This window comes from Streptomyces sp. NBC_00158 (assembly GCF_045160885.1).
Taxonomy (GTDB): Bacteria; Actinomycetota; Actinomycetes; order Streptomycetales; family Streptomycetaceae; genus Streptomyces.
This window is the reverse complement of record NZ_CP108161.1, coordinates 6,165,512-6,182,630: the sequence shown is the minus strand read 5'-3', so window position 1 is coordinate 6,182,630 and position 17,119 is coordinate 6,165,512. Positions and strand designations below refer to the sequence as shown.

Here is a 17,119-nt window from a genome sequence, read left to right as displayed (position 1 = left end):
GGTCAGGGGGCGACGGAGGAGTAGTCGGCGAAGCCGCTGGGGTCGTGGCGGCCGAAGCTGCCGTGCTCGAAGATCCCGAAGCCGGTCCGCCCGTCGAGGGTGAAGCGGGCCGAGTGGTCGGTGACGCCGAAGGCGGCCACGGGGTGGGCGGCCGGGTCGGAGAGGTCGTAGGTGCGGCGGTCGGTCCAGCCGCGGCCCTGCCAGGTGCCGTGCTGCCAGTCGGCGGCGGGCGGGTAGCCGGCGCCGACGGCGAGCGGGGAGGAGTTCAGGATCTCCACGCCGAGTTCGAGGGGTTTGCGGGAGGGGTCGGCGAGGTGGACGACGGCGCGCTCGGGGTGGCGGCTGCCGGGGCGGTAGTGGATCTCGGTCTGCGGCCAGCCGAGCTGGACGTCGTGGCGGCCGGTGTCCTCGGGGAAGACCTGGACGGCCTCGTTGAGGGTGCGGTGGCCGTCGGCGTCCTCCTGGGCGATGACCATCAGGAAGCGGTCCTCGAAGCGGACGGGGATCCAGAGCCAGTGGAAGCCCTCGGGGCGCATTTCCTCGGCGGCCCGGCCGCCGTCCTCGCCGGGTATGGGGCGCACCCCCCAGCTGCGGTCGCGGGTGCCGGTCCACTCCCCCGGTGTGAGGGTGAACTCCTCGTCGCGGGCCCGGATGCTGCCGGTGACGTTGCCGGCCTGGACGAAGCGGCGGCCTTCGAGCATGAGGCGGTCGCCGCGGCGCTGGACGTGGTGGGGTTCCCAGACGGCGGGGAACTCGGCGGTCCAGGTGATGTCGTACGAGAGTCCGTGCGGGTCCGCGGGGTCGGGTGCGCAGCGCAGGGTGAGCCGCTTGAGCGGTACGTCGACGGTGATCGACAGGGGGCCGACGGTGAGGTTCATCCGGTCGTCGGTGAGGGCGTCGGAGGCGCGGACGGCGAGGAGTTCGTCGCCCAGGCGCAGGGTGGCGTAGGCGTCGATGACCCCGGCGTTGGGGTAGACGCCGAGGCCGAGGATGAGGACGGCGCGGCCGGCGTGGTCGAAGACGTGGAAGATGCAGCGGTCGTAGGCGTTCCGGTCGCCGCTGACGTGGTGCTTCATCGACAGCGGGGCCTGGTGGACGGGGTACTCGTCGAGGGCGACGGGGCGGTCCGCGGGCACGGCAAACCTCCTGGGGCGCAGGGGCGGGCAGGGCTGCTGAGCGAATATGACGGTACGTCAGAAACGGCGCCCCGTGCCAGGGTTCCGGCACACCCTGCCAAGGCGGCACGGCGAGCCACCGCACGACTCCGCGAGGCCCCGACCCGCCCCCCGGACCGGAGGTCAGGGGCAGGTCTCGCCGAACTGGACGACGTTCAGCTCCACCGGTCCGCCGCTCAGGGGGCTGCCCGCCTTCGGAAGCTGGGCGCACACCTGCCAGTTCGTCTCCAGGCGGACCGCCCGGCCCTGCAGCGCGTCCTTCACGGTGACGCCCGTGCCGGAGGGCAGGGCCTCCCGGGCGGCCTTCACGGACTTGCGGTAGAAGTCCGGCGTCGCACCGGCCGCCGCCGAGGGCAGACCGGGGTCCGAGGCCGGGCAGGACTCTTCGGCCCGCACCGCGCCGAAGTCGATCCTGGCGTCCGTGGAAGCGGCTCCGGGGCCGGGGCTCTGGAAGCACACCTTCCAGTTCCGGTCGAAGGCCTGGGCGCGCCCGCGGCCCAGGCCGTCGTGCGAGACGAGGAGGTGGAAGCCGGCGGCCTGCGCCTCGTCCCGCGCGGCCTGGAGACCCTTGCCGACGAGGTCGGGGAGGGTTCCCCGCTTGGCGGCGGTCGGGGACGCGGGAGCGGGGACCGGGGCCGGGGCCGAAGCCGGGGAGGAACCGGCCGGGGCTCCGCCGGAGGACTTCGGCCCCTGGCAGCCGGTGAGCGCGAGGAGCGCGGTTGCGGCCAGGACCGCCGGAAGGATGTGATGTGTACGCATCAGCCCATGATCACCACTCCCCGGCCCCGCGGACAGCGGGAAGGGTCGAACGGATGGGCGCGGACGGGGACGGGTTACCCCCGCACCGGATGCGGCGTTGGCCGTGCATGACCACTCTCGACACACCGTCGGCGAGAGCGGGGCGCAGGCGGCGCCCCACACCGCCGGGTTACGAAGAATCGGTTCAGCAGGCGGTCCCGGAGCCGGGCGGGCAGCACGGGCGGCCGCGCCACCCCGACCCGCCGATCTACGGCGACCTGCTCGCCCGCTGGGCCGCCGCCGGCCGCACCCTGCCGGGGCGGCGGGACCCGGAGTGGTCCCGGATCACGTCCTCCCCGATCTGGCCGAGCGGCCCCCTGTACAACAGCCCGTGACCCGGGCCGCACGGCGGCCCGGGTCACGGGCTGGGCAGGGAAAGGGGACCGGCGTCAGCGGGTCTCGGGGCCGGCCAGGTGGCGGGCGATGACCATTCGCTGGATCTGGTTCGTGCCCTCCACGATCTGCAGCACCTTCGCCTCGCGCATCAGCCGCTCCACCGGGAAGTCCGCCGTGTAGCCGTAGCCGCCGAGGATCTGCACCGCGTCCGTGGTGACGGCCATGGCAGCGTCCGTGCAGAAGAGCTTGGCCATCGCCGCCTGCCGGGAGAAGGGCTCGCCCGCGTCCCGCAGCCGGGCGGCCGCGAGGTAGAGCGCCCGGCCCGCCTCGATCTTGGTGGCCATGTCGGCGAGCATGAAGCGCAGCCCCTGGAAGTCCGCGATCGGGTGCCCGAACTGCTTGCGGCCGAGGGCGTACGAGACGGCCTCGTCGAGGGCCGCCTGGGCCACGCCTATGGCGCAGGCCGCGATTCCGAGCCGGCCCGCGTCGAGGGCCGCCAGGGCGATCGTGAAGCCCTGCCCCTCCTCGCCGATCCGCCGGGAATCGGGCACGCGGACGCCGTCGAAGTGCAGCTGGGCGGTGGGCGAGCCCTTCATCCCCATCTTCTTCTCGGGAACGGCCGCCGACAGGCCGGGGGCGTCTCCGGGCACGAGGAAGGCGGTGATGCCCTTGGCGCCCGGGACCCCGGTACGCGCGAGGACGGTGTAGAAGTCGGCGACGCCGCCGTGGGTGATCCAGGCCTTGGTGCCGGTGATCACCCAGTCGTCGCCGTCACGGACCGCCTTGGTGGTCAGCGAGGCGGCGTCCGAGCCGGCGGCCGGCTCGGAGAGGCAGTACGCGCCGAGCAGTCCGCCGCCGAGCATGTCGGGCAGGTGCGCGGACTTCTGCTCCTTGGCGCCGTAGCCGGCCAGGCCGTGGCAGGCCAGCGAGTGCACGCTGACGCCGAGGCCGACGGTCAGGCGGGCCGCCGCCAGCTCCTCCAGCACCTGGAGGTAGACCTCGTACGGCTGCTCACCGCCGCCGAACTCGCCGCCGTACGGGAGACCGAGCAGTCCGGCCTCGGACAGCAGGGTGAAGACCTCGCGCGGGAACCGGCCGGCCTCCTCCTCGTCGGCGGCGTGCGGGCGGATCTCCCGCTGGGCGATCTCGCGTACGAGCGCGAGGAGGTCCCGGGACTCCTCGGTGGGCAGCTGACGGTCCACCGGCTGCGGGGCGCGGTCTGTCATGGCGGCGCTCTCCTCCCTCGTCGGGCACGGCGGCGACGCGTGAGGTGTGGGACGCGCCGCCGGGTCTCGGTGCTCTCACAGCCGATGCTGCCCTCCCGGGTTGCGGAACGGCTCGCTCAGCGGCTGCGGCGGGTTGAGTATGCCCGATCAGGCGCTTTACGTCACCGGTACATGATTGCCATGATCATTCGATCCGCTCGCGGTCTCCTCGGGAGCCGCTGGAGGAGCCGGACAGTCGGGGACGAACTCCTCGATCACGCTCAGCGTCGCCCGCAGCTGGCGTACGAGCAGGGCGGCGAGCTCCTCCCGCTCGGGGCGCGCCGCGCCCGGCGGGGCGCCGATCCAGTCGAGGGTGGCGCCCTCCACCCCGGAGAGCCAGCCGACGAGGGCCATCCGGGCCAGCGGCGGGACCTCCCGGCGGCCGTAGGCGGCCTCGGCGACGGTGGCGACGAGTTCCTCGCGGACGGCGTCGCGGATGGCGAGGACCTCGGCGTCGGAGCCGACCCCGCCGGCGGCGATGGTGCGGAAGGCGGCGCGGTGGTGCTCGGCGTAGTGGAGGTAGCCGTCGATCGTGCGGCGGGCCCGCTCCGCGGCCGGCAGGCCGGTGTCCCCGCCCGCGCGGGCGACCAGTCCGGCGACGGAGTCCTCGACGATCGCGAGGTAATAGCCGCGCTTGCTCTTGAAGTAGTAGTAGACGAGTCCCTTGGCGACGCCCGCCTGCCGCGCGATGTCGTCCATGGAGAGCGCGTCATAGGGGGTATCGGCGAACAACTTCCGTCCGATGGCTATGAGTTCGGCCTTCCGAACCTCCGAACGAGGGGCTGCGCCGCGCTGTTGACTATTATTCAAATTCGGCCCTAGCCTCGAACTGCCACAGGATGCCCGCAGTATGGCAGACCTGCCTGTCGCGCTCCTTTCGCACCGATCCTCCGGAATCCACACGGGAGGCACATCATGGGCAAGGGCAACAGAGCGGCCGTCGAAGGCCGGGTCGACTGGCGGAAGTCGGCGCTCGTCGCGCTGCCGGCGGCCGCCCTGGCCGGGGTGCTGGGGGTGGTGACGGCGCAGGGGGCGCTCGCCGCGTCCTTCGCCGTCTCGGGGACCTCCTTCCAGGTCTCCTCCTCCAAGCTGAGCAGCAAGGGGCTCGCCTCCTACGTGCACACCGACCGCTCCGTCGACGGCAAGGGGCACCCCGTCGCCCTGCTGGGCATCGGGGAGGCCACCCTCAGCGACATCTGCCAGTCCGCCGAGGTGGACACCCCGCTGGGCAAGGTGGTGTTCAAGCTGACCGCCGGCGGTCCCGCCGGGCAGGTGACGGCCAGCAACCTGGTCATCGACGGCGAGGACCTGGAGGGTGACGCCACCTTCGGCACGGCGCAGATCGGCCGGGACGCCTCCACCCTCGACCAGGTGGACGGGGTCCGGGGCGAGGCCGGCAAGTTCGGCCTCCAGGCCGGGAACATCGAGGTCGCGGGCGTGAGGTCGCACGCCTGGTCCGCGACCGGCGGGAACTTCCGGCTCAAGGGCATGAAGCTGGACGTGAGCCTGGACGGCCGCAAGTGCTTCTAGGGCCCCTGCCACTGCCGCTGCCCGGCCCCCGGGCGCGGCTGCGGGCCTGGCGGCGGACCCGGCCGTTCTGGGGCGGCCTGCTGCTGGTGCTGGGCGGGGCCGAACTGCTGCTGGTCCCCCTCTCGCCGCTGCCCGTGCTGGTCAGCCTGGGGCTGGGCGGGATCGCCGCGATCGGGATCGGGGCCGCGCTGATCGTGGCGGGGCTGTTCCTGTGGTTCCTGCCGCAGGCGCGGGCGTACGTGTCGGTGCACGCGCTGCTGCTGTCGGTGCTGTCCTTCGTGGCGACCAACCTGGGCGGGTTCCTCGTCGGCATGCTGCTCGGCATCGCGGGCGGCGCCCTGGGCTTCGGCTGGACCCCGCTGCGGGAGGAAGGGGCCGGGGAGAAGGCCCGTGGAGGAGCCGGGGAGGGGACCGGGGAGGACGCCCGCGGACGGGCCGGGGAGGGGGCGGGCGGGCCGTCGCGGCTGTCCGCCGTGGCGCTGCCCCTCGTACTGCTGGCCGCGCTCGCCCCGGGGACCCCGCAGGCGCGGGCGGAGCCGGCCTCCGCCGTACCGCCGACGGCGGCCCGCACTCCCCCGACGGTCACCACCTCGCTGTTCGCACCGAAGGGCTTCGCCCTGGCCGGCGTCACCGAGGTGCCCACGGCGGACGGGCCCCGCAGGGTGCTGGTGCTGAGGATGGCGGCGGCGTCGCTGCGCGACTACCGGCTGCGGACCCGCGAAGGGCGCGAGGAGTACGCGCTGGCGGCGGACTCCCTGGAGCTGCGCGGGGACGTGACCCTGTACCTGACGCGGTTCAGCGGGTGCATCGAGGGGCTGCTGTGCGTCACCTTCAGCCCCGACGGGCTGCCGGCCCCGCCGGTCATCCCGCCGTTCGTCTTCATGACGCGGGTCAGCGCCGAACAGGCGCTGGTCACCTCGGACGTGATCGTCACCGAGGGGCTGCGGCTGGGGGCCTCGTGACGGGCGGTCTCAGATCAGGCCGAGCTGGGTGACGAGCATGGCCACGACGACGACCAGGGTCCAGCCGAGCACGTGCTCCAGCCAGGCGGAGTCTTCCTTGGGGCCGCCGGTGCCGACGAGGCGGCGGGCGCGGGCGGTGAGGGCGGCGGTGTGTGCGGTCATGCCGTCCAATGTGCCAGCGTTCGCGGCTTTCGCGGTATATGACGAGCGTCACTGGTGGCGCGCCTCACGCCGGCGCTCCTCACGCCGGTGCTCCTCACGCCACCGGGCCCCGGCGGCCTCCGGAGGTCGGAGGTGCCGGGGCCCGGCGGCGGGATGCGCTCCCGGTCAGGTCGTCGTGCGCCGGCGTCCGCCCATGGAGACCATGGCCAGGCCCAGGCACAGCATGACCGCGCCGGTGATGACGTTGCTGACGACACTGCGGGTGGTGTCCATCTCACCGGCCATGACCCAGGGGGCCACGATGGTCCAGGCGCCGATCGCGACGGCCGTCCAGGCCATCGCGTGCGTGCGCTCGTACGCCGTCCCCAGTCCGCCCATGCACAGACAGAAGGCCAGACCGGCGATCAGGTTGTTGACGGCCAGCGGGCCCAGCACGCTGAACCCGGCTATCCAGGGCGAGGCCGCCAGGTACAGGCCCGAGATCAGGGCCAGTGCCTCCACGGCCTGCGCGGCGGGAGTGCTCGTCACCCGCTCGAACCGAGTCCGCATCTCGGCAAGGTCCGGGTGTCGTTCGATGCTTGAATGGGTGGTCATGGTGGGCTGCCTCCTAGAGAAGCCTTATACGCCCTTTATGCCCATATTCCACCCGTTAAGCCATACGGACCAGCAGGCCTTTTCCAGCCAGCGCCTCACAGCACCCCGACCTCCCGCAGAGCCCTGACCTGGTCCGCTCCCGGCCGGGCCGGGACGTAGAGGTAGCAGACCCCGCCGGTGCCCGAAACGGTCTTCCCGGCGGCGCCCCGCCGCTTGGTGCGCAGCCAGGCGTTCTCCCACTCCCGGCGCGCGTAGACGCGGCGGACGGAGTCGTTGTCGGCCGAGTTCGGGTCGTTGGCGACCACGTCCCCGGCGGCGGTGAAGCCGATCACCGTCATCAGGTGCCCCGCGGTGCCGTAACCCGCCCCGGTGAGCTCCTGCGCGAGGAAGGACTGGGAGGTGATGACCGGGATCCCGGCCCCGATCAGGGTCTCCAGGTCGGCGAGGGAGCCCAGCCGGGTCACCACGGCGGCCAGATCCCGGTAGGTGGCCGCGTAGGCGGCGTTGAAGGGCCAGTTCCCGCAGCCCTTGTACGCGGCGTCGTAGGTGGAGCGGGCCGCGTGGCAGACCTGCGGGTCCGCGTAGCCGGGGCGGACCCACTTCAGGGCGGCGGCGCTGGGCCTGCGCCCCCAGTACTCGATGACCATCTGCGAGGAGGTGGGGCTGCACCAGGCCTCGCCGCCGTTGTCGTACTCGGGGTACTGGCCGGCGTGCACCTCCTGCGAGTAGCGCGGGACCTTGAGCTCGTGCGCCCGGCCCGAGGGGGCGGCGGCCGGGACGGTGAAGCGGTCGGGGACGGCGGAGGCCATGGCCCCGGCCAGCCAGACGCGGGGGCCCTTGGCGGCGCCGGGCTTGCGGTGGAGGGTGAGGCGCAGCTGCCAGCCCGTGATGCGCAGGCCGGCGGTCGCGGCGGGGGCGTCCACGGCCAGGGTGTCGGTCCAGACGGTGGTGCGGCCGTCGGTCTGGCCGTCCACGGAGGTCCGGCGGATGTCGCCGTCGCCCGCGGCCCAGCGGCCCATCACGTACCAGCGGCCGGCCGTGCCGTCGCCGTAGGAGGGGCGCAGCTCGGTCTGGATCCAGGTGCCGGCCGGGGTGCGGGCGTTCCAGGAGGCGATGGCCTCGGTGGCGGCAACGGTGGTGCGGTGCACGGGGGAGGTCCAGGTGGCGTACTCCCAGGTGGACTTCCGGGCGGTGTGCGGGTCGGTGTACTCGGTGCGGCCGGCCGGGGTCGCGATCTCCAGGCCCGGGCGGGCGCCTGCGACGGCGGTGGTGCCGCGGTGGGTGCCGGCCTGCCAGTGGGCGTACGAGTACCAGAACCGGTTGTCGACCGTCCGGGCCGGGGCCGCGCCGGCGGCCGCTTCCGCCGCGGTGTCCGCGGGGGCGCCGGCGGCGGGGCCCCCGGGGGCGCCCCCGGGGGTGGCGGCGGCCGGGCCGGGGGCCGCCGAGGCCCTTCCGCCGGGGACGGTGGCCGCGGTGGCGGCGGCGAGGGCGACGGCCAGCAGGGCCCTGCGTGGTGTGGGTGCGGTCATCGGCTTCTTCCCCCAGGGGGTCGGTCTGGTGGTGCGGCTGCTCCACCCTTCCAGTTCCCGGCCGCGCGGCGGCGAAGCCCGGGGCCCGTGTCGGCGGCCCGTACCCTGGCCGGGTGGAGCCACAGCAGTCACTTGAGTCACTCGCGCGGGAGCTCGCCGCCCTGCCGCCCTCGCTCGGCCCGGTGCGGCTGATCGGCGTCGACGGACATGCCGGATCGGGCAAGAGCACCTTCGCTGAGCGGCTCGCCGTGTCCCTGGGCGGCGCGCCGGTACTGCACCTGGACGACGTGGCCACCCACGAGGAGCTGTTCGACTGGGCGGAGCGGCTGCGGGCGCAGGTCCTGGAGCCGCTGGCCGCCGGACGGGCCGCGCACTGGACCCCGTACGACTGGGTGGAGCGCCGCTTCGGCGCCGAGCGGGTGCTGGATCCGGCGCCCGTGCTGCTCGTCGAGGGCGTCGGGGCGGGCCGGCGGGCGCTGCGGCCCCGTCTCGCGCACCTCCTGTGGATGGAGACCCCCCGGATGACGTCCTGGGGACGCGGCCGAAACCGGGACGGGCAGGAACTTTCCGACTTCTGGGACGGATGGGAGCGCGCGGAACTCGCGCACTTCTCCGACGACCCTTCACGCCCCTTCGCGGACACCTTGGTACACCAGAGTGGTACGGGATACGAGTGGACTTCCGGGGCTTCTGCGACCCCGGGAACGGCCGCTTCCGTCACCGACCGTCACGGACTCCCCCAGACCTGAGCGGTCGCGCGCCGACGGCCGCACGGGGCTTCCCCGACCCGCTTGACCCGGGCCCGGCAACCGCCGTACGTTCTGAATGCGCGGTCTGCGAAGGCCGCCGCGGACGCGAAGCCCCCGATTGTTCCCCCGTGATCGGGGGCTTCGTTCTGCCCCGGGCCGGTGCGGCGCGCGTCGCGCCGCCCGCCGTTCTTCACCCTGAGTTACCCTGCGCTTCCGGGGCACGCCCACGACCCGTGCCCACCGCACCCTGGGTAAGGTGCGTCACCGCAGGTACGATGCAGCCCTGATTTCATCGGCGGGGTCGACAACTCTGGTGCGCGACGCGGAGTTTGCCGCGCACCACGGGGCATGCTTGTGGGGGATGTGATGGACTTCGGCATGCCGGGCAGCGCACACGCTCCGGCCGAACTCGCCTGGCTCCGCGGGGTAGACGCCTGCACCATGGGCGCCTACCCGCAGGCCGAGGAGGAGTTCCGGGCGGCCGTCGGGCTCGATCCCACCATGGCCGACGCCTGGCTGGGACTCCACGCGCTGCGGGTGGACACCACCAACGCCTTATTGCGCATGTACGCCCACCGGGACCGCTTCGGCGAACAGCGCGCCCGCCACCGGCGGACCCTCAACTCCTGGTACTGGCTGGGCTGGTGGGTGCAGCCCGTGCTGGAGAGCCGCCGGGACCTGCTGCTGGCCCACGCCTCGCACTGGCTGGACGGCCGCCACGTCCCCGAGCTGGACCAGGCCCTCGCCGCGCTGCCGCCCGTGGACACCGACCCCCAGGTCCGGTTCCTGCACGCCTGCCGGGCCTACCTGGTCAAGGACTGGGAGCAACTCGTCCGGCACACCGAGCCGCTCGTGCTCGACCCGCTGCTCGGGATCGAGGCGGGGCTCTTCGGCGGCATGGCCCGGGTCCGGCTGGAGATGTACGGGCAGGCGGAACCGATGCTGTCGGCCGCGCTGATGCGGTGCCGCAGCGAGCAGCCCCAGCGCAAGGAACTGCGGTACTGGCTGGCGCGGGCCCGCGAGGGCACCGGGCGCAGCGCGGCGGCGCTTCCGCTGTACCGGGCCGTGCACCGGGTGGACCCGGCCTTCATGGACACCGCGGCCCGGCTGACGGCCATCGAGGACAGCACCGACCCCGACGACATGGCCGGCCTGGCCGACGCCTTCGGGTACGGCGGGTACGGCGGCCAGCTCAGCGAGGGGCTCGCCGGCCACTACGCGGCGGTCGCGCTGGGCGGCGGGGGCGGGGGCGGCGGTGGCGGCCCGGTCCAGGACATCGCGCCGGACGGGCAGGTGGACGCCGATCCGCCGACGCCCGGGGAGCCGCCGGGAACGGGACGGCTGGAGGGCGTACGGCACCGGCTGCCGGTGCCCCCGCAGGGCACCCCGACCGGACTGCCGGCCGGGCCGGCCGATCCGGCGCTGCTCGCCGAGGCGCTGGCGGAGCTGGAGCGGATGGTGGGCCTGGAGCCGGTGAAACGGCAGGTCAAGGCGCTGTCGGCGCAGCTGCACATGGCCCGGCTGCGGGCGGCCCAGGGCCTGCCGGTACAGCCGCCGAAGCGGCACTTCGTCTTCTCGGGGCCCTCGGGCACGGGCAAGACCACGGTGGCCCGGATCCTGGGCCGGGTCTTCTACGCGCTGGGGCTGCTCGGCGGGGACCACCTGGTGGAGGCCCAACGGGCCGACCTGGTAGGGGAGTTCCTCGGGCAGACGGCGGTCAAGGCGAACGAGCTGATCGACTCCGCGATCGGCGGGGTGCTGTTCGTGGACGAGGCGTACAGCCTGTCCAACTCGGGCTACAGCAAGGGCGACGCGTACGGCGACGAGGCCCTCCAGGTGCTGCTGAAGCGGGCCGAGGACAACCGCGACCACCTCGTGGTGATCCTGGCGGGCTACCCGGCGGGGATGGACCGGCTGCTGGCCGCCAATCCGGGGCTGTCCTCGCGGTTCACGACACGGGTCGACTTCCCGAGCTACCGGCCGGCGGAACTGACCTCGATCGGCGGGGTGCTGGCCGAGGCGAACGGGGACTGCTGGGACGAGGAGGCGCGGGAGGAGCTGCGCAGCATCAGCGGGCACGTGGTGGAGCAGGGCTGGATCGACGAACTGGGCAACGGGCGGTTCCTGCGGACCCTGTACGAGAAGAGCTGCGCGTACCGGGACCTGCGGCTGGCGGGGTTCGCCGGGGAGCCGTCCCGTGAGGACCTGGCCACGCTGCGGCTGCCGGACCTGATGCAGGCGTACGGGGAGGTGCTGTCCGGGCGGGGGCCGAGTCCTTCCTGACCTCCCCGGAGGGCGGGCCGTGGCCGCTGCGCGGTGCGGAGTCCCCTACCCGCCCTTCGCCCGTTCCTCCCCCAGCTACCGCTGGGAGGTACCCCCAGGGCTGCGCCCGGCCCCCTCCCGGGGGCTCCGCCCCCAGACCCCGCGCCTGGGAATGCCCGTTGGCGGGTGGTGAACAGCTGCGGGTAGGGTCGGTGCGCGACACGACGCGGAGGGGAGCCCAGGTGGCGCGGGTTGCGGTGATCGGTGGGGGTATCAGCGGGCTGGGAACGGCCCTCATGCTCGGGCGGCGGGGCCATGTGGTCACCCTGTACGAGCAGGACGGACGGGGCGCCGGCGAGGACCTCGACCGGGACTTCTACGACTGGGAGCGGCCCCGGGTCCCGCAGGCCGTGCAGCCGCATTCCTTCCTCGCCCCCGTGCGCACCGTCCTGCGCGCCGAGACCCCCGACGTCTACGCCGACCTGCTGGCGCGCGGTGCCCGGGAGTACCACGACTTCGACTGGTTCGCCGAGCACCCGCCCGTCCGGGACGGGGACGAGGAGCTGGTGACCCTGCGGACCCGACGCATCGTGCTGGAGGCCGCGCTGGCCTCGGCCGTGCGCCGGGAGGCCGCCGTCGAGGTGCGGCACGGCAGCCGGGTGAGCGGCCTCGCCTTCACCGAGGGCAGCCCGCCGCGGGTCACCGGCGTACGGGTGGGGGCCGCCGAGCACCCGGCGGACCTGGTCGTCGACGCGTCCGGGCGGCGTTCGCCGGTGCCCGCCTGGGTCGAGGCGGCCGGCTGCCGGCCGCCCGTGGTCGAGAGCCACCGCACCGGTCTCGCGTACTTCTGCCGCTGGTACGAGCTGCGGGCCGACGGTCCGCGCAGCCCCGGGAAGGTGAAGCCCGGCTCGGCCTCGCCGTTCGCGCTGGCCGGGGTGTTCCCCTCCGACAACGACACCTTCGCGCTGCACCTGGTGCTCTCCACGGGCGATCCGACGCGGAGCGCGGTCACCGACCCGGCCGTGTTCGAGGCCGCCGCCCGCCGGTTCCCCGCCGCGGCGGCCTGGCTCGACCTGGACCCCGAACCGCGGTCGCCGGTCCTGCCCATGGCGGGCCTGCCCAACCGGTGGACCTCCCTCACCGACGCCGAAGGGCCCGTGGTCACCGGCCTGGTGAACACGGGCGACAGCCTCGTCCACACCAACCCCACGCTGGGCCACGGCGTCGCCTTCGGCCTGCGCTCCGCCCAGTACCTGGCCGCCCACGCCGACGAGACCGCCGCGGACCCGGCCGGGTACCACGACTGGACGGTCCGGAGCCTGCGCCCCTGGTTCGACGACCAGGTGGCCGCCGACCGGGGCAACGAGCAGCGCCTCGCCGAGGGCGCCCCTCTCTCGGACCGGCGGGCCGCCGCCGTGGGCGTCTGTGCCTTCGAGGACCCGGTGGTGATGCGGGCCCGGGCCCAGGTCCGCCACCTCCTGCTGCCGGCCGCCGAGGCCTACGGGAGCGACGAGGTGGACCGGCACGTCACCGCCTGGCTGGAGGCCAACCCGGACTTCTCCCCGGCGCACGACGGCCCGACCCGGGACGAGTGGGAGGCACTCGTCCCGGGCTGAGCCGGACCGGGTCAGGCGCGGGCGAAGGGCCGGTGGGCGGGGTCGCGGACCTCGCCGACCAGCATTTCGAGGACGTCCTCCAGGGCCACCAGGCCCAGGATCCGGCCCGACGGGTCGGCCACCTGGGCCAGGTGGGTGGCGTCGCGGCGCATGACGCTGAGGGCGTCGTCCAGCGGGAGGGTGGAGCACAGCGTGGTCATCCGGCGCCACACCCGCTGCGGCACCGCCCGCTCGCGGTCGTCCAGGTCGAGGACGTCCTTGACGTGGAGGTACCCCATGAAGGCCCCGGTGTCGGAGCGGACGGGGAAGCGGGAGTAGCCGGTCCTGACCGTCAGCTGTTCGATCTGCCGGGGGGTGACGGCCGGGCCCACCGTGACCAGGCGGTCCCGGCGGAGCAGGACGTCGGTGACCGGGCGGCTGCCCAGTTCCAGGGCGTCCTCCAGGCGCTCCTGCTCGACCGGTTCGAGGAGCCCGGCCTGCCGGGAGTCCTCCACCAGCCGGCCCAGCTGAGCGCTGGTGTAGACGGCCTCGACCTCGTCCTTCGGCTCGACCTTGAACAGCCGCAGGACGAGCGCCGCGCACGCTCCGAGCGCCGTGGTGACGGGGCCGCAGACGCGGGCGAAGGCGACCAGCCCGGGGCTGAACCACAGGGAGGTCTTCTCCGGGGCGGCCATGGCGAGGTTCTTCGGGAGCATCTCGCCGATGACCAGGTGCAGGAAGACCACCGCCGACAGGGCGACCACGTAGCCGAGGGGGTGGATCAGGCCCTCGGGCACGTGCAGGGCGTGGAAGACGGGCTCCAGCAGCCGGGCCACCGTGGGCTCGGCGACGGCGCCGAGGGTGAGCGAGCACATGGTGATGCCGAACTGGGCGGCGGCCATCATGCGCGGCAGGTTCTCCAGGCCGTACAGCACCTGGCGGGCCCGCTTGGACTCCGCGGCGAGCGGCTCGATCTGGCTGCGGCGTACGGAGACGAGCGCGAACTCGGCGCCGACGAAGAAGCCGTTGGCCAGGACGAGCAGCAGGGCGAAGAGGAGCTGGAGCGCGTTCACCGGGCGGCGCCTTCCAGCTCGGCGGCCGGGCGGCCGCTCGCGGGGGCCGGTACCGCCGTGAGGCGCACCAGACGGACCCGCTCGGCGCGGTTGCGCCGGACCTGGCGGACGGACAGCCTCCAGCCGGGCAGCTCGGCCCGGTCCCCGGGGGAGGGGATCCGGCCGAGGAGGTCGGCCACGAGCCCGGCGACGGTCTCGTAGGGCCCCTCGGGCACTTCGAGGCCTATCCGGCGCAGGGTGTGCACGCGGCAGCTGCCGTCGGCCTCCCAGGACGGCCGGCCGTCCTCGCCGGGTACGGCGGCCAGTTCGGGGCTGTCGTCCTCGGCGAGGTCGTGCTCGTCGCGGACCTCTCCGACGAGTTCCTCCACGATGTCCTCCAGGGTGACCACGCCGGCGGTGCCGCCGTACTCGTCGACGACCACGGCCATCGGCTGTTCGCTGCGCAGCCGTTCCAGCAGCGGCTGGACCGGCAGGGAGCCGGGTACCAGCAGCGGGGCGACGCAGATCCGGCCGACGGAGGTGCGGGCGCGTTCGGACTCGGGCACGGCGAGGGCGTCCTTGAGGTGGACGACGCCGGTGACCTCGTCGATGCGCTCGCGGTAGACCGGGAAGCGGGACAGGCCGGTGGCTCGGGTCAGGTTCAGCACGTCGGCCGCGGTGGCCGTGTCCTGGAGGGCGCTGACCTTCACCCGGGGGGTCATGACGTGCTGGGCGGTGAGCTCGCCCAGCGACAGGGTCCGTACGAAGAGGTCGGCGGTGTCCTGTTCGAGGGCGCCGGCCTGGGCCGAGTGGCGGACCAGGGAGACCAGTTCGCCGGGGGTGCGGGCGGAGGCCATCTCCTCGGCGGGCTCCACTCCGAGGGCCCGCACGAGGCGGTTGGCGACGGAGTTGAGGCCGGCGATGACGGGCCGGAAGGCCCGCGAGAAGGCCTGCTGCGGGCCGGCCACGAAGCGGGCCACCTGGAGCGGCCGGGAGACCGCCCAGTTCTTCGGTACGAGCTCGCCGACGACCATCTGCACGGCGGAGGCGAGCAGCATGCCGGTGAAGACGGCGATGCCGGAGACGGCTCCGGCGGGCAGGCCGGTGGCGGAGAGCGGCCCCGACAGCAGGGCGGCGAGGGCCGGTTCGGCGAGCATGCCGACGACGAGTGAGGTGATGGTGATGCCGAGCTGGGTGCCGGAGAGCTGGAAGGACAGCTCCCGCAGGGCTTCGACGACCGTGCGGGCACGGCGGTCGCCCTCGGCTGCGGCGCGCTCGGCCTCGGGCTTCTCTACGGTGACGAGGCCGAACTCGGCCGCCACGAAGAAACCGTTGGCGAGGATCAGTGCGAAGGCCGCCACGAGCAGCAGTAGCGGGATGGTCATGCCGCCGCCTCCGTGGGGAGGGCGGCGCGGGTACTACCGGACGATCCGTCCATTGCTGGAGGGAGTCACTCCTCTGGTCGCAGGTGCCCACGGGCCACGGGGTCCCGGGGCGGTGGGAGGGCGCACGGGCGCGCCCCGCCACCAGGGTAGTCATTGAGATCGCCGCCGCAATGGGACGCAGCGACGGGGCCCGGCCGGGTCAGTGGTCGTTTGTGCCGGTTCCGCGGGTTTCGGCGAGGGCGCGCAGGGCGCGGGCGTCGCCGATGGCGCGGGCCTTGGCCACGCCGGGCTGGATGCCGAGGACGGGCAGGCTGGTGCCGTCGTTGAGGTCGAGGAAGACCCACGGGTCGCCGGGGCGGAGGTTGACGCGGAGGATCTGCGCCCACTCCAGGCGGCGGGTGGTGGTGAGGTTCACCACGGTGACGCCGGTCTCGTCCGCGACCACCTTGGGGCGGCTGAGCAGGACGAGGACGGAGGCCATCAGGGCGGCGGTGAAGACGAAGCTGACCCGCTCGCCGGGGCTGAGGTTCTCCAGGAGGAGCGCGATCGCCGTGATGGTGGCGAACATGGCGGTCCCGACGCTGAGCAGCACCGCCCGGGTGCGGTTCGGCCGGAAGGTGACCGGCAGGGCGGGGGTTGCGGGGTGGGCGGCGGACTCGCTCATGGTGCGCTGGGCCTTCTGGGGTGGCGTACGGGAGGACGGCGCGGGGGTGGTGCGCCGTACGGGTGGGCGGCGGGGCCGGGAGGGGTCCGGGTGGGACCCCTCGCCGGCGGGACCGTCCTAGAGGCGACAGGCGTGGATCGAGGTGGTGAGGATCGCGCGCGCGCCGAGCTCGTACAGGTCGTCCATGATCCGCTGGGCCTCCTTGGCGGGGACCATGGCGCGGACCGCGACCCAGCCCTCGTTGTGGAGCGGGGAGATCGTCGGGGACTCCAGGCCCGGGGTGAGGGCTACGGCGCGCTCCAGGTGCTCGGCGCGGCAGTCGTAGTCCATCATCACGTAGCTGCGGGCGACGAGGACGCCCTGGAGGCGGCGCAGGAACTGCGCGACCTTGGGGTCCTCGTTGTCGGCGCCGGTGCGGCGGATGACGGTGGCCTCGGACTTGAGGATCGGCTCGCCGATGACCTCCAGGCCGGCGTTGCGCAGGCTGGTGCCGGTCTCGACGACGTCGGCGATGACCTGGGCGACGCCGAGCTCGATGGCGGTCTCGACGGCGCCGTCCAGGTGGACGACGGAGGCGTCGATGCCCTGGTCGGCGAGGTGCTTGGCGACGATCCCCTCGTAGGAGGTGGCGATCGTCATCCCGCCGAAGTCCTCGGGGCCCTTGGCGGTGCCGGGCTTGGTGGCGTAGCGGAAGGTGGACCGGCCGAAGTTCAGCGGCAGGATCTCCTCGGCGTTGGCGCCGGAGTCGAGCAGCAGGTCGCGGCCGGTGATGCCGATGTCCAGCTTGCCCGAGGCGACGTAGATCGCGATGTCCTTCGGGCGGAGGTAGAAGAACTCGACCTCGTTGTCGGGGTCGACCGTGACGAGTTCCTTCGACTCCTTGCGCTGGCGGTAGCCGGCCTCATGGAGCATCGCCGACGCCGGTCCGGAGAGTGAACCCTTGTTGGGGACGGCGATGCGCAGCATGGGCTTCCTTTTGTGCGTAGTTGCGAAGGGTGTGGGCGGGCGGGAGCCCCGGTACTGCGGGCTCCGGTAATGCGAGCTCCGGTACTGCGGGCTCC

At 73.8% G+C, this 17,119-nt stretch carries 17 protein-coding genes; 6 read left to right on the top strand and 11 right to left on the bottom strand.

The window, feature by feature from the left end; genetic code table 11:
• Window positions 1–2: 2 nt before the first annotated feature.
• Entirely contained in the window at window positions 3–1,076 is a 1,074-nt protein-coding gene (locus OG553_RS28485) for a hypothetical protein (protein WP_405983164.1), read from the bottom strand.
• 222 nt (window positions 1,077–1,298) lie between these two features.
• The gene (locus OG553_RS28480; RefSeq protein WP_405981696.1) at window positions 1,299–1,934 is read right to left on the bottom strand and encodes a PASTA domain-containing protein; all 636 of its coding nucleotides are present in this window, start codon (window positions 1,932–1,934) and stop codon (window positions 1,299–1,301) included.
• A 107-nt stretch (window positions 1,935–2,041) separates the two neighbouring features.
• Here OG553_RS28480 and OG553_RS28475 point away from each other — a divergent pair, with 107 nt between their 5' ends.
• Window positions 2,042–2,308 (top strand): hypothetical protein, encoded by a 267-nt coding sequence (locus OG553_RS28475; RefSeq protein ID WP_405981695.1) that lies wholly within the window; start codon window positions 2,042–2,044, stop codon window positions 2,306–2,308.
• Between the two features lie 54 nt (window positions 2,309–2,362).
• Here the strand turns inward: OG553_RS28475 and OG553_RS28470 are convergent, their stop codons facing one another.
• Together OG553_RS28470 and OG553_RS28465 are read right to left on the bottom strand one after the other, a co-directional pair.
• Window positions 2,363–3,535, bottom strand: a complete 1,173-nt coding sequence (locus OG553_RS28470) for an acyl-CoA dehydrogenase (protein WP_405981694.1) — start codon at window positions 3,533–3,535, stop codon at window positions 2,363–2,365.
• Window positions 3,536–3,691: 156 nt separating this feature from the next.
• Entirely contained in the window at window positions 3,692–4,384 is a 693-nt protein-coding gene (locus tag OG553_RS28465) for a TetR/AcrR family transcriptional regulator (RefSeq protein WP_405981693.1), read from the bottom strand.
• Window positions 4,385–4,489: 105 nt separating this feature from the next.
• On the opposite strand from OG553_RS28465, the gene OG553_RS28460 reads away from it, so the two are divergent.
• Both OG553_RS28460 and OG553_RS28455 read left to right on the top strand, forming a co-directional pair.
• Window positions 4,490–5,104, top strand: coding sequence for a DUF6230 family protein (locus tag OG553_RS28460; protein ID WP_405981692.1), 615 nt, complete (start codon window positions 4,490–4,492; stop codon window positions 5,102–5,104).
• Window positions 5,095–6,066, top strand: coding sequence for a DUF6114 domain-containing protein (locus OG553_RS28455; protein ID WP_405981691.1), 972 nt, complete (start codon window positions 5,095–5,097; stop codon window positions 6,064–6,066). The genes OG553_RS28460 and OG553_RS28455 overlap by 10 nt, the downstream gene beginning before the upstream one ends.
• A 9-nt stretch (window positions 6,067–6,075) precedes the next feature.
• Here the strand turns inward: OG553_RS28455 and OG553_RS28450 are convergent, their stop codons facing one another.
• The 3 genes from OG553_RS28450 to OG553_RS28440 form a co-directional block, all read right to left on the bottom strand.
• Window positions 6,076–6,228 (bottom strand): SCO1431 family membrane protein, encoded by a 153-nt coding sequence (locus tag OG553_RS28450; RefSeq protein ID WP_405981690.1) that lies wholly within the window; start codon window positions 6,226–6,228, stop codon window positions 6,076–6,078.
• A gap of 165 nt (window positions 6,229–6,393) precedes the next feature.
• A complete protein-coding gene (locus tag OG553_RS28445; protein ID WP_405981689.1) occupies window positions 6,394–6,822 on the bottom strand; it encodes an SPW repeat protein in 429 nt (142 codons plus the stop codon).
• A gap of 95 nt (window positions 6,823–6,917) precedes the next feature.
• Entirely contained in the window at window positions 6,918–8,351 is a 1,434-nt protein-coding gene (locus OG553_RS28440; protein ID WP_405981688.1) for a peptidase C39 family protein, read from the bottom strand.
• A 113-nt stretch (window positions 8,352–8,464) separates the two neighbouring features.
• Here OG553_RS28440 and OG553_RS28435 point away from each other — a divergent pair, with 113 nt between their 5' ends.
• The 3 genes from OG553_RS28435 to OG553_RS28425 all read left to right on the top strand — a co-directional run bounded on the left by OG553_RS28435 (window position 8,465) and on the right by OG553_RS28425 (window position 12,978).
• A complete protein-coding gene (locus tag OG553_RS28435; RefSeq protein WP_405981687.1) occupies window positions 8,465–9,100 on the top strand; it encodes a uridine kinase in 636 nt (211 codons plus the stop codon).
• A gap of 354 nt (window positions 9,101–9,454) precedes the next feature.
• Window positions 9,455–11,383 (top strand): AAA family ATPase, encoded by a 1,929-nt coding sequence (locus OG553_RS28430; RefSeq protein WP_405983163.1) that lies wholly within the window; start codon window positions 9,455–9,457, stop codon window positions 11,381–11,383.
• Window positions 11,384–11,604: 221 nt separating this feature from the next.
• A complete protein-coding gene (locus OG553_RS28425; protein WP_405981686.1) occupies window positions 11,605–12,978 on the top strand; it encodes an FAD-dependent oxidoreductase in 1,374 nt (457 codons plus the stop codon).
• An 11-nt stretch (window positions 12,979–12,989) separates the two neighbouring features.
• Here OG553_RS28425 and OG553_RS28420 read toward each other — a convergent pair whose 3' ends face one another.
• The 4 genes from OG553_RS28420 to hisG all read right to left on the bottom strand — a co-directional run bounded on the left by OG553_RS28420 (window position 12,990) and on the right by hisG (window position 17,024).
• Complete coding sequence (locus OG553_RS28420) at window positions 12,990–14,030, bottom strand: hemolysin family protein (RefSeq protein ID WP_405981685.1); 1,041 nt, start codon at window positions 14,028–14,030, stop codon at window positions 12,990–12,992.
• Complete coding sequence (locus OG553_RS28415) at window positions 14,027–15,394, bottom strand: hemolysin family protein (protein WP_405981684.1); 1,368 nt, start codon at window positions 15,392–15,394, stop codon at window positions 14,027–14,029. The genes OG553_RS28420 and OG553_RS28415 overlap by 4 nt, the downstream gene beginning before the upstream one ends.
• A 199-nt stretch (window positions 15,395–15,593) precedes the next feature.
• Window positions 15,594–16,058 (bottom strand): PH domain-containing protein, encoded by a 465-nt coding sequence (locus tag OG553_RS28410; protein ID WP_405981683.1) that lies wholly within the window; start codon window positions 16,056–16,058, stop codon window positions 15,594–15,596.
• A 117-nt stretch (window positions 16,059–16,175) separates the two neighbouring features.
• Window positions 16,176–17,024, bottom strand: a complete 849-nt coding sequence (hisG, locus tag OG553_RS28405; RefSeq protein WP_405981682.1) for an ATP phosphoribosyltransferase — start codon at window positions 17,022–17,024, stop codon at window positions 16,176–16,178.
• Window positions 17,025–17,119 lie beyond the last annotated feature (95 nt).

What these genes read in the sequence shown, in the direction of transcription:
- OG553_RS28485 (WP_405983164.1), bottom strand. Translation starts at nt 1,076, where the DNA reads ATGAAGCACCACGTCAGCGGCGACCGGAACGCCTACGACCGCTGCATC.
- OG553_RS28480 (WP_405981696.1), bottom strand. Translation starts at nt 1,934, where the DNA reads ATGCGTACACATCACATCCTTCCGGCGGTCCTGGCCGCAACCGCGCTC.
- OG553_RS28475 (WP_405981695.1), top strand. Translation starts at nt 2,042, where the DNA reads ATGACCACTCTCGACACACCGTCGGCGAGAGCGGGGCGCAGGCGGCGC.
- OG553_RS28470 (WP_405981694.1), bottom strand. Translation starts at nt 3,535, where the DNA reads ATGACAGACCGCGCCCCGCAGCCGGTGGACCGTCAGCTGCCCACCGAG.
- OG553_RS28460 (WP_405981692.1), top strand. Translation starts at nt 4,490, where the DNA reads ATGGGCAAGGGCAACAGAGCGGCCGTCGAAGGCCGGGTCGACTGGCGG.
- OG553_RS28450 (WP_405981690.1), bottom strand. Translation starts at nt 6,228, where the DNA reads ATGACCGCACACACCGCCGCCCTCACCGCCCGCGCCCGCCGCCTCGTC.
- OG553_RS28445 (WP_405981689.1), bottom strand. Translation starts at nt 6,822, where the DNA reads ATGACCACCCATTCAAGCATCGAACGACACCCGGACCTTGCCGAGATG.
- OG553_RS28440 (WP_405981688.1), bottom strand. Translation starts at nt 8,351, where the DNA reads ATGACCGCACCCACACCACGCAGGGCCCTGCTGGCCGTCGCCCTCGCC.
- OG553_RS28415 (WP_405981684.1), bottom strand. Translation starts at nt 15,394, where the DNA reads ATGACCATCCCGCTACTGCTGCTCGTGGCGGCCTTCGCACTGATCCTC.
- OG553_RS28410 (WP_405981683.1), bottom strand. Translation starts at nt 16,058, where the DNA reads ATGAGCGAGTCCGCCGCCCACCCCGCAACCCCCGCCCTGCCGGTCACC.
- hisG (WP_405981682.1), bottom strand. Translation starts at nt 17,024, where the DNA reads ATGCTGCGCATCGCCGTCCCCAACAAGGGTTCACTCTCCGGACCGGCG.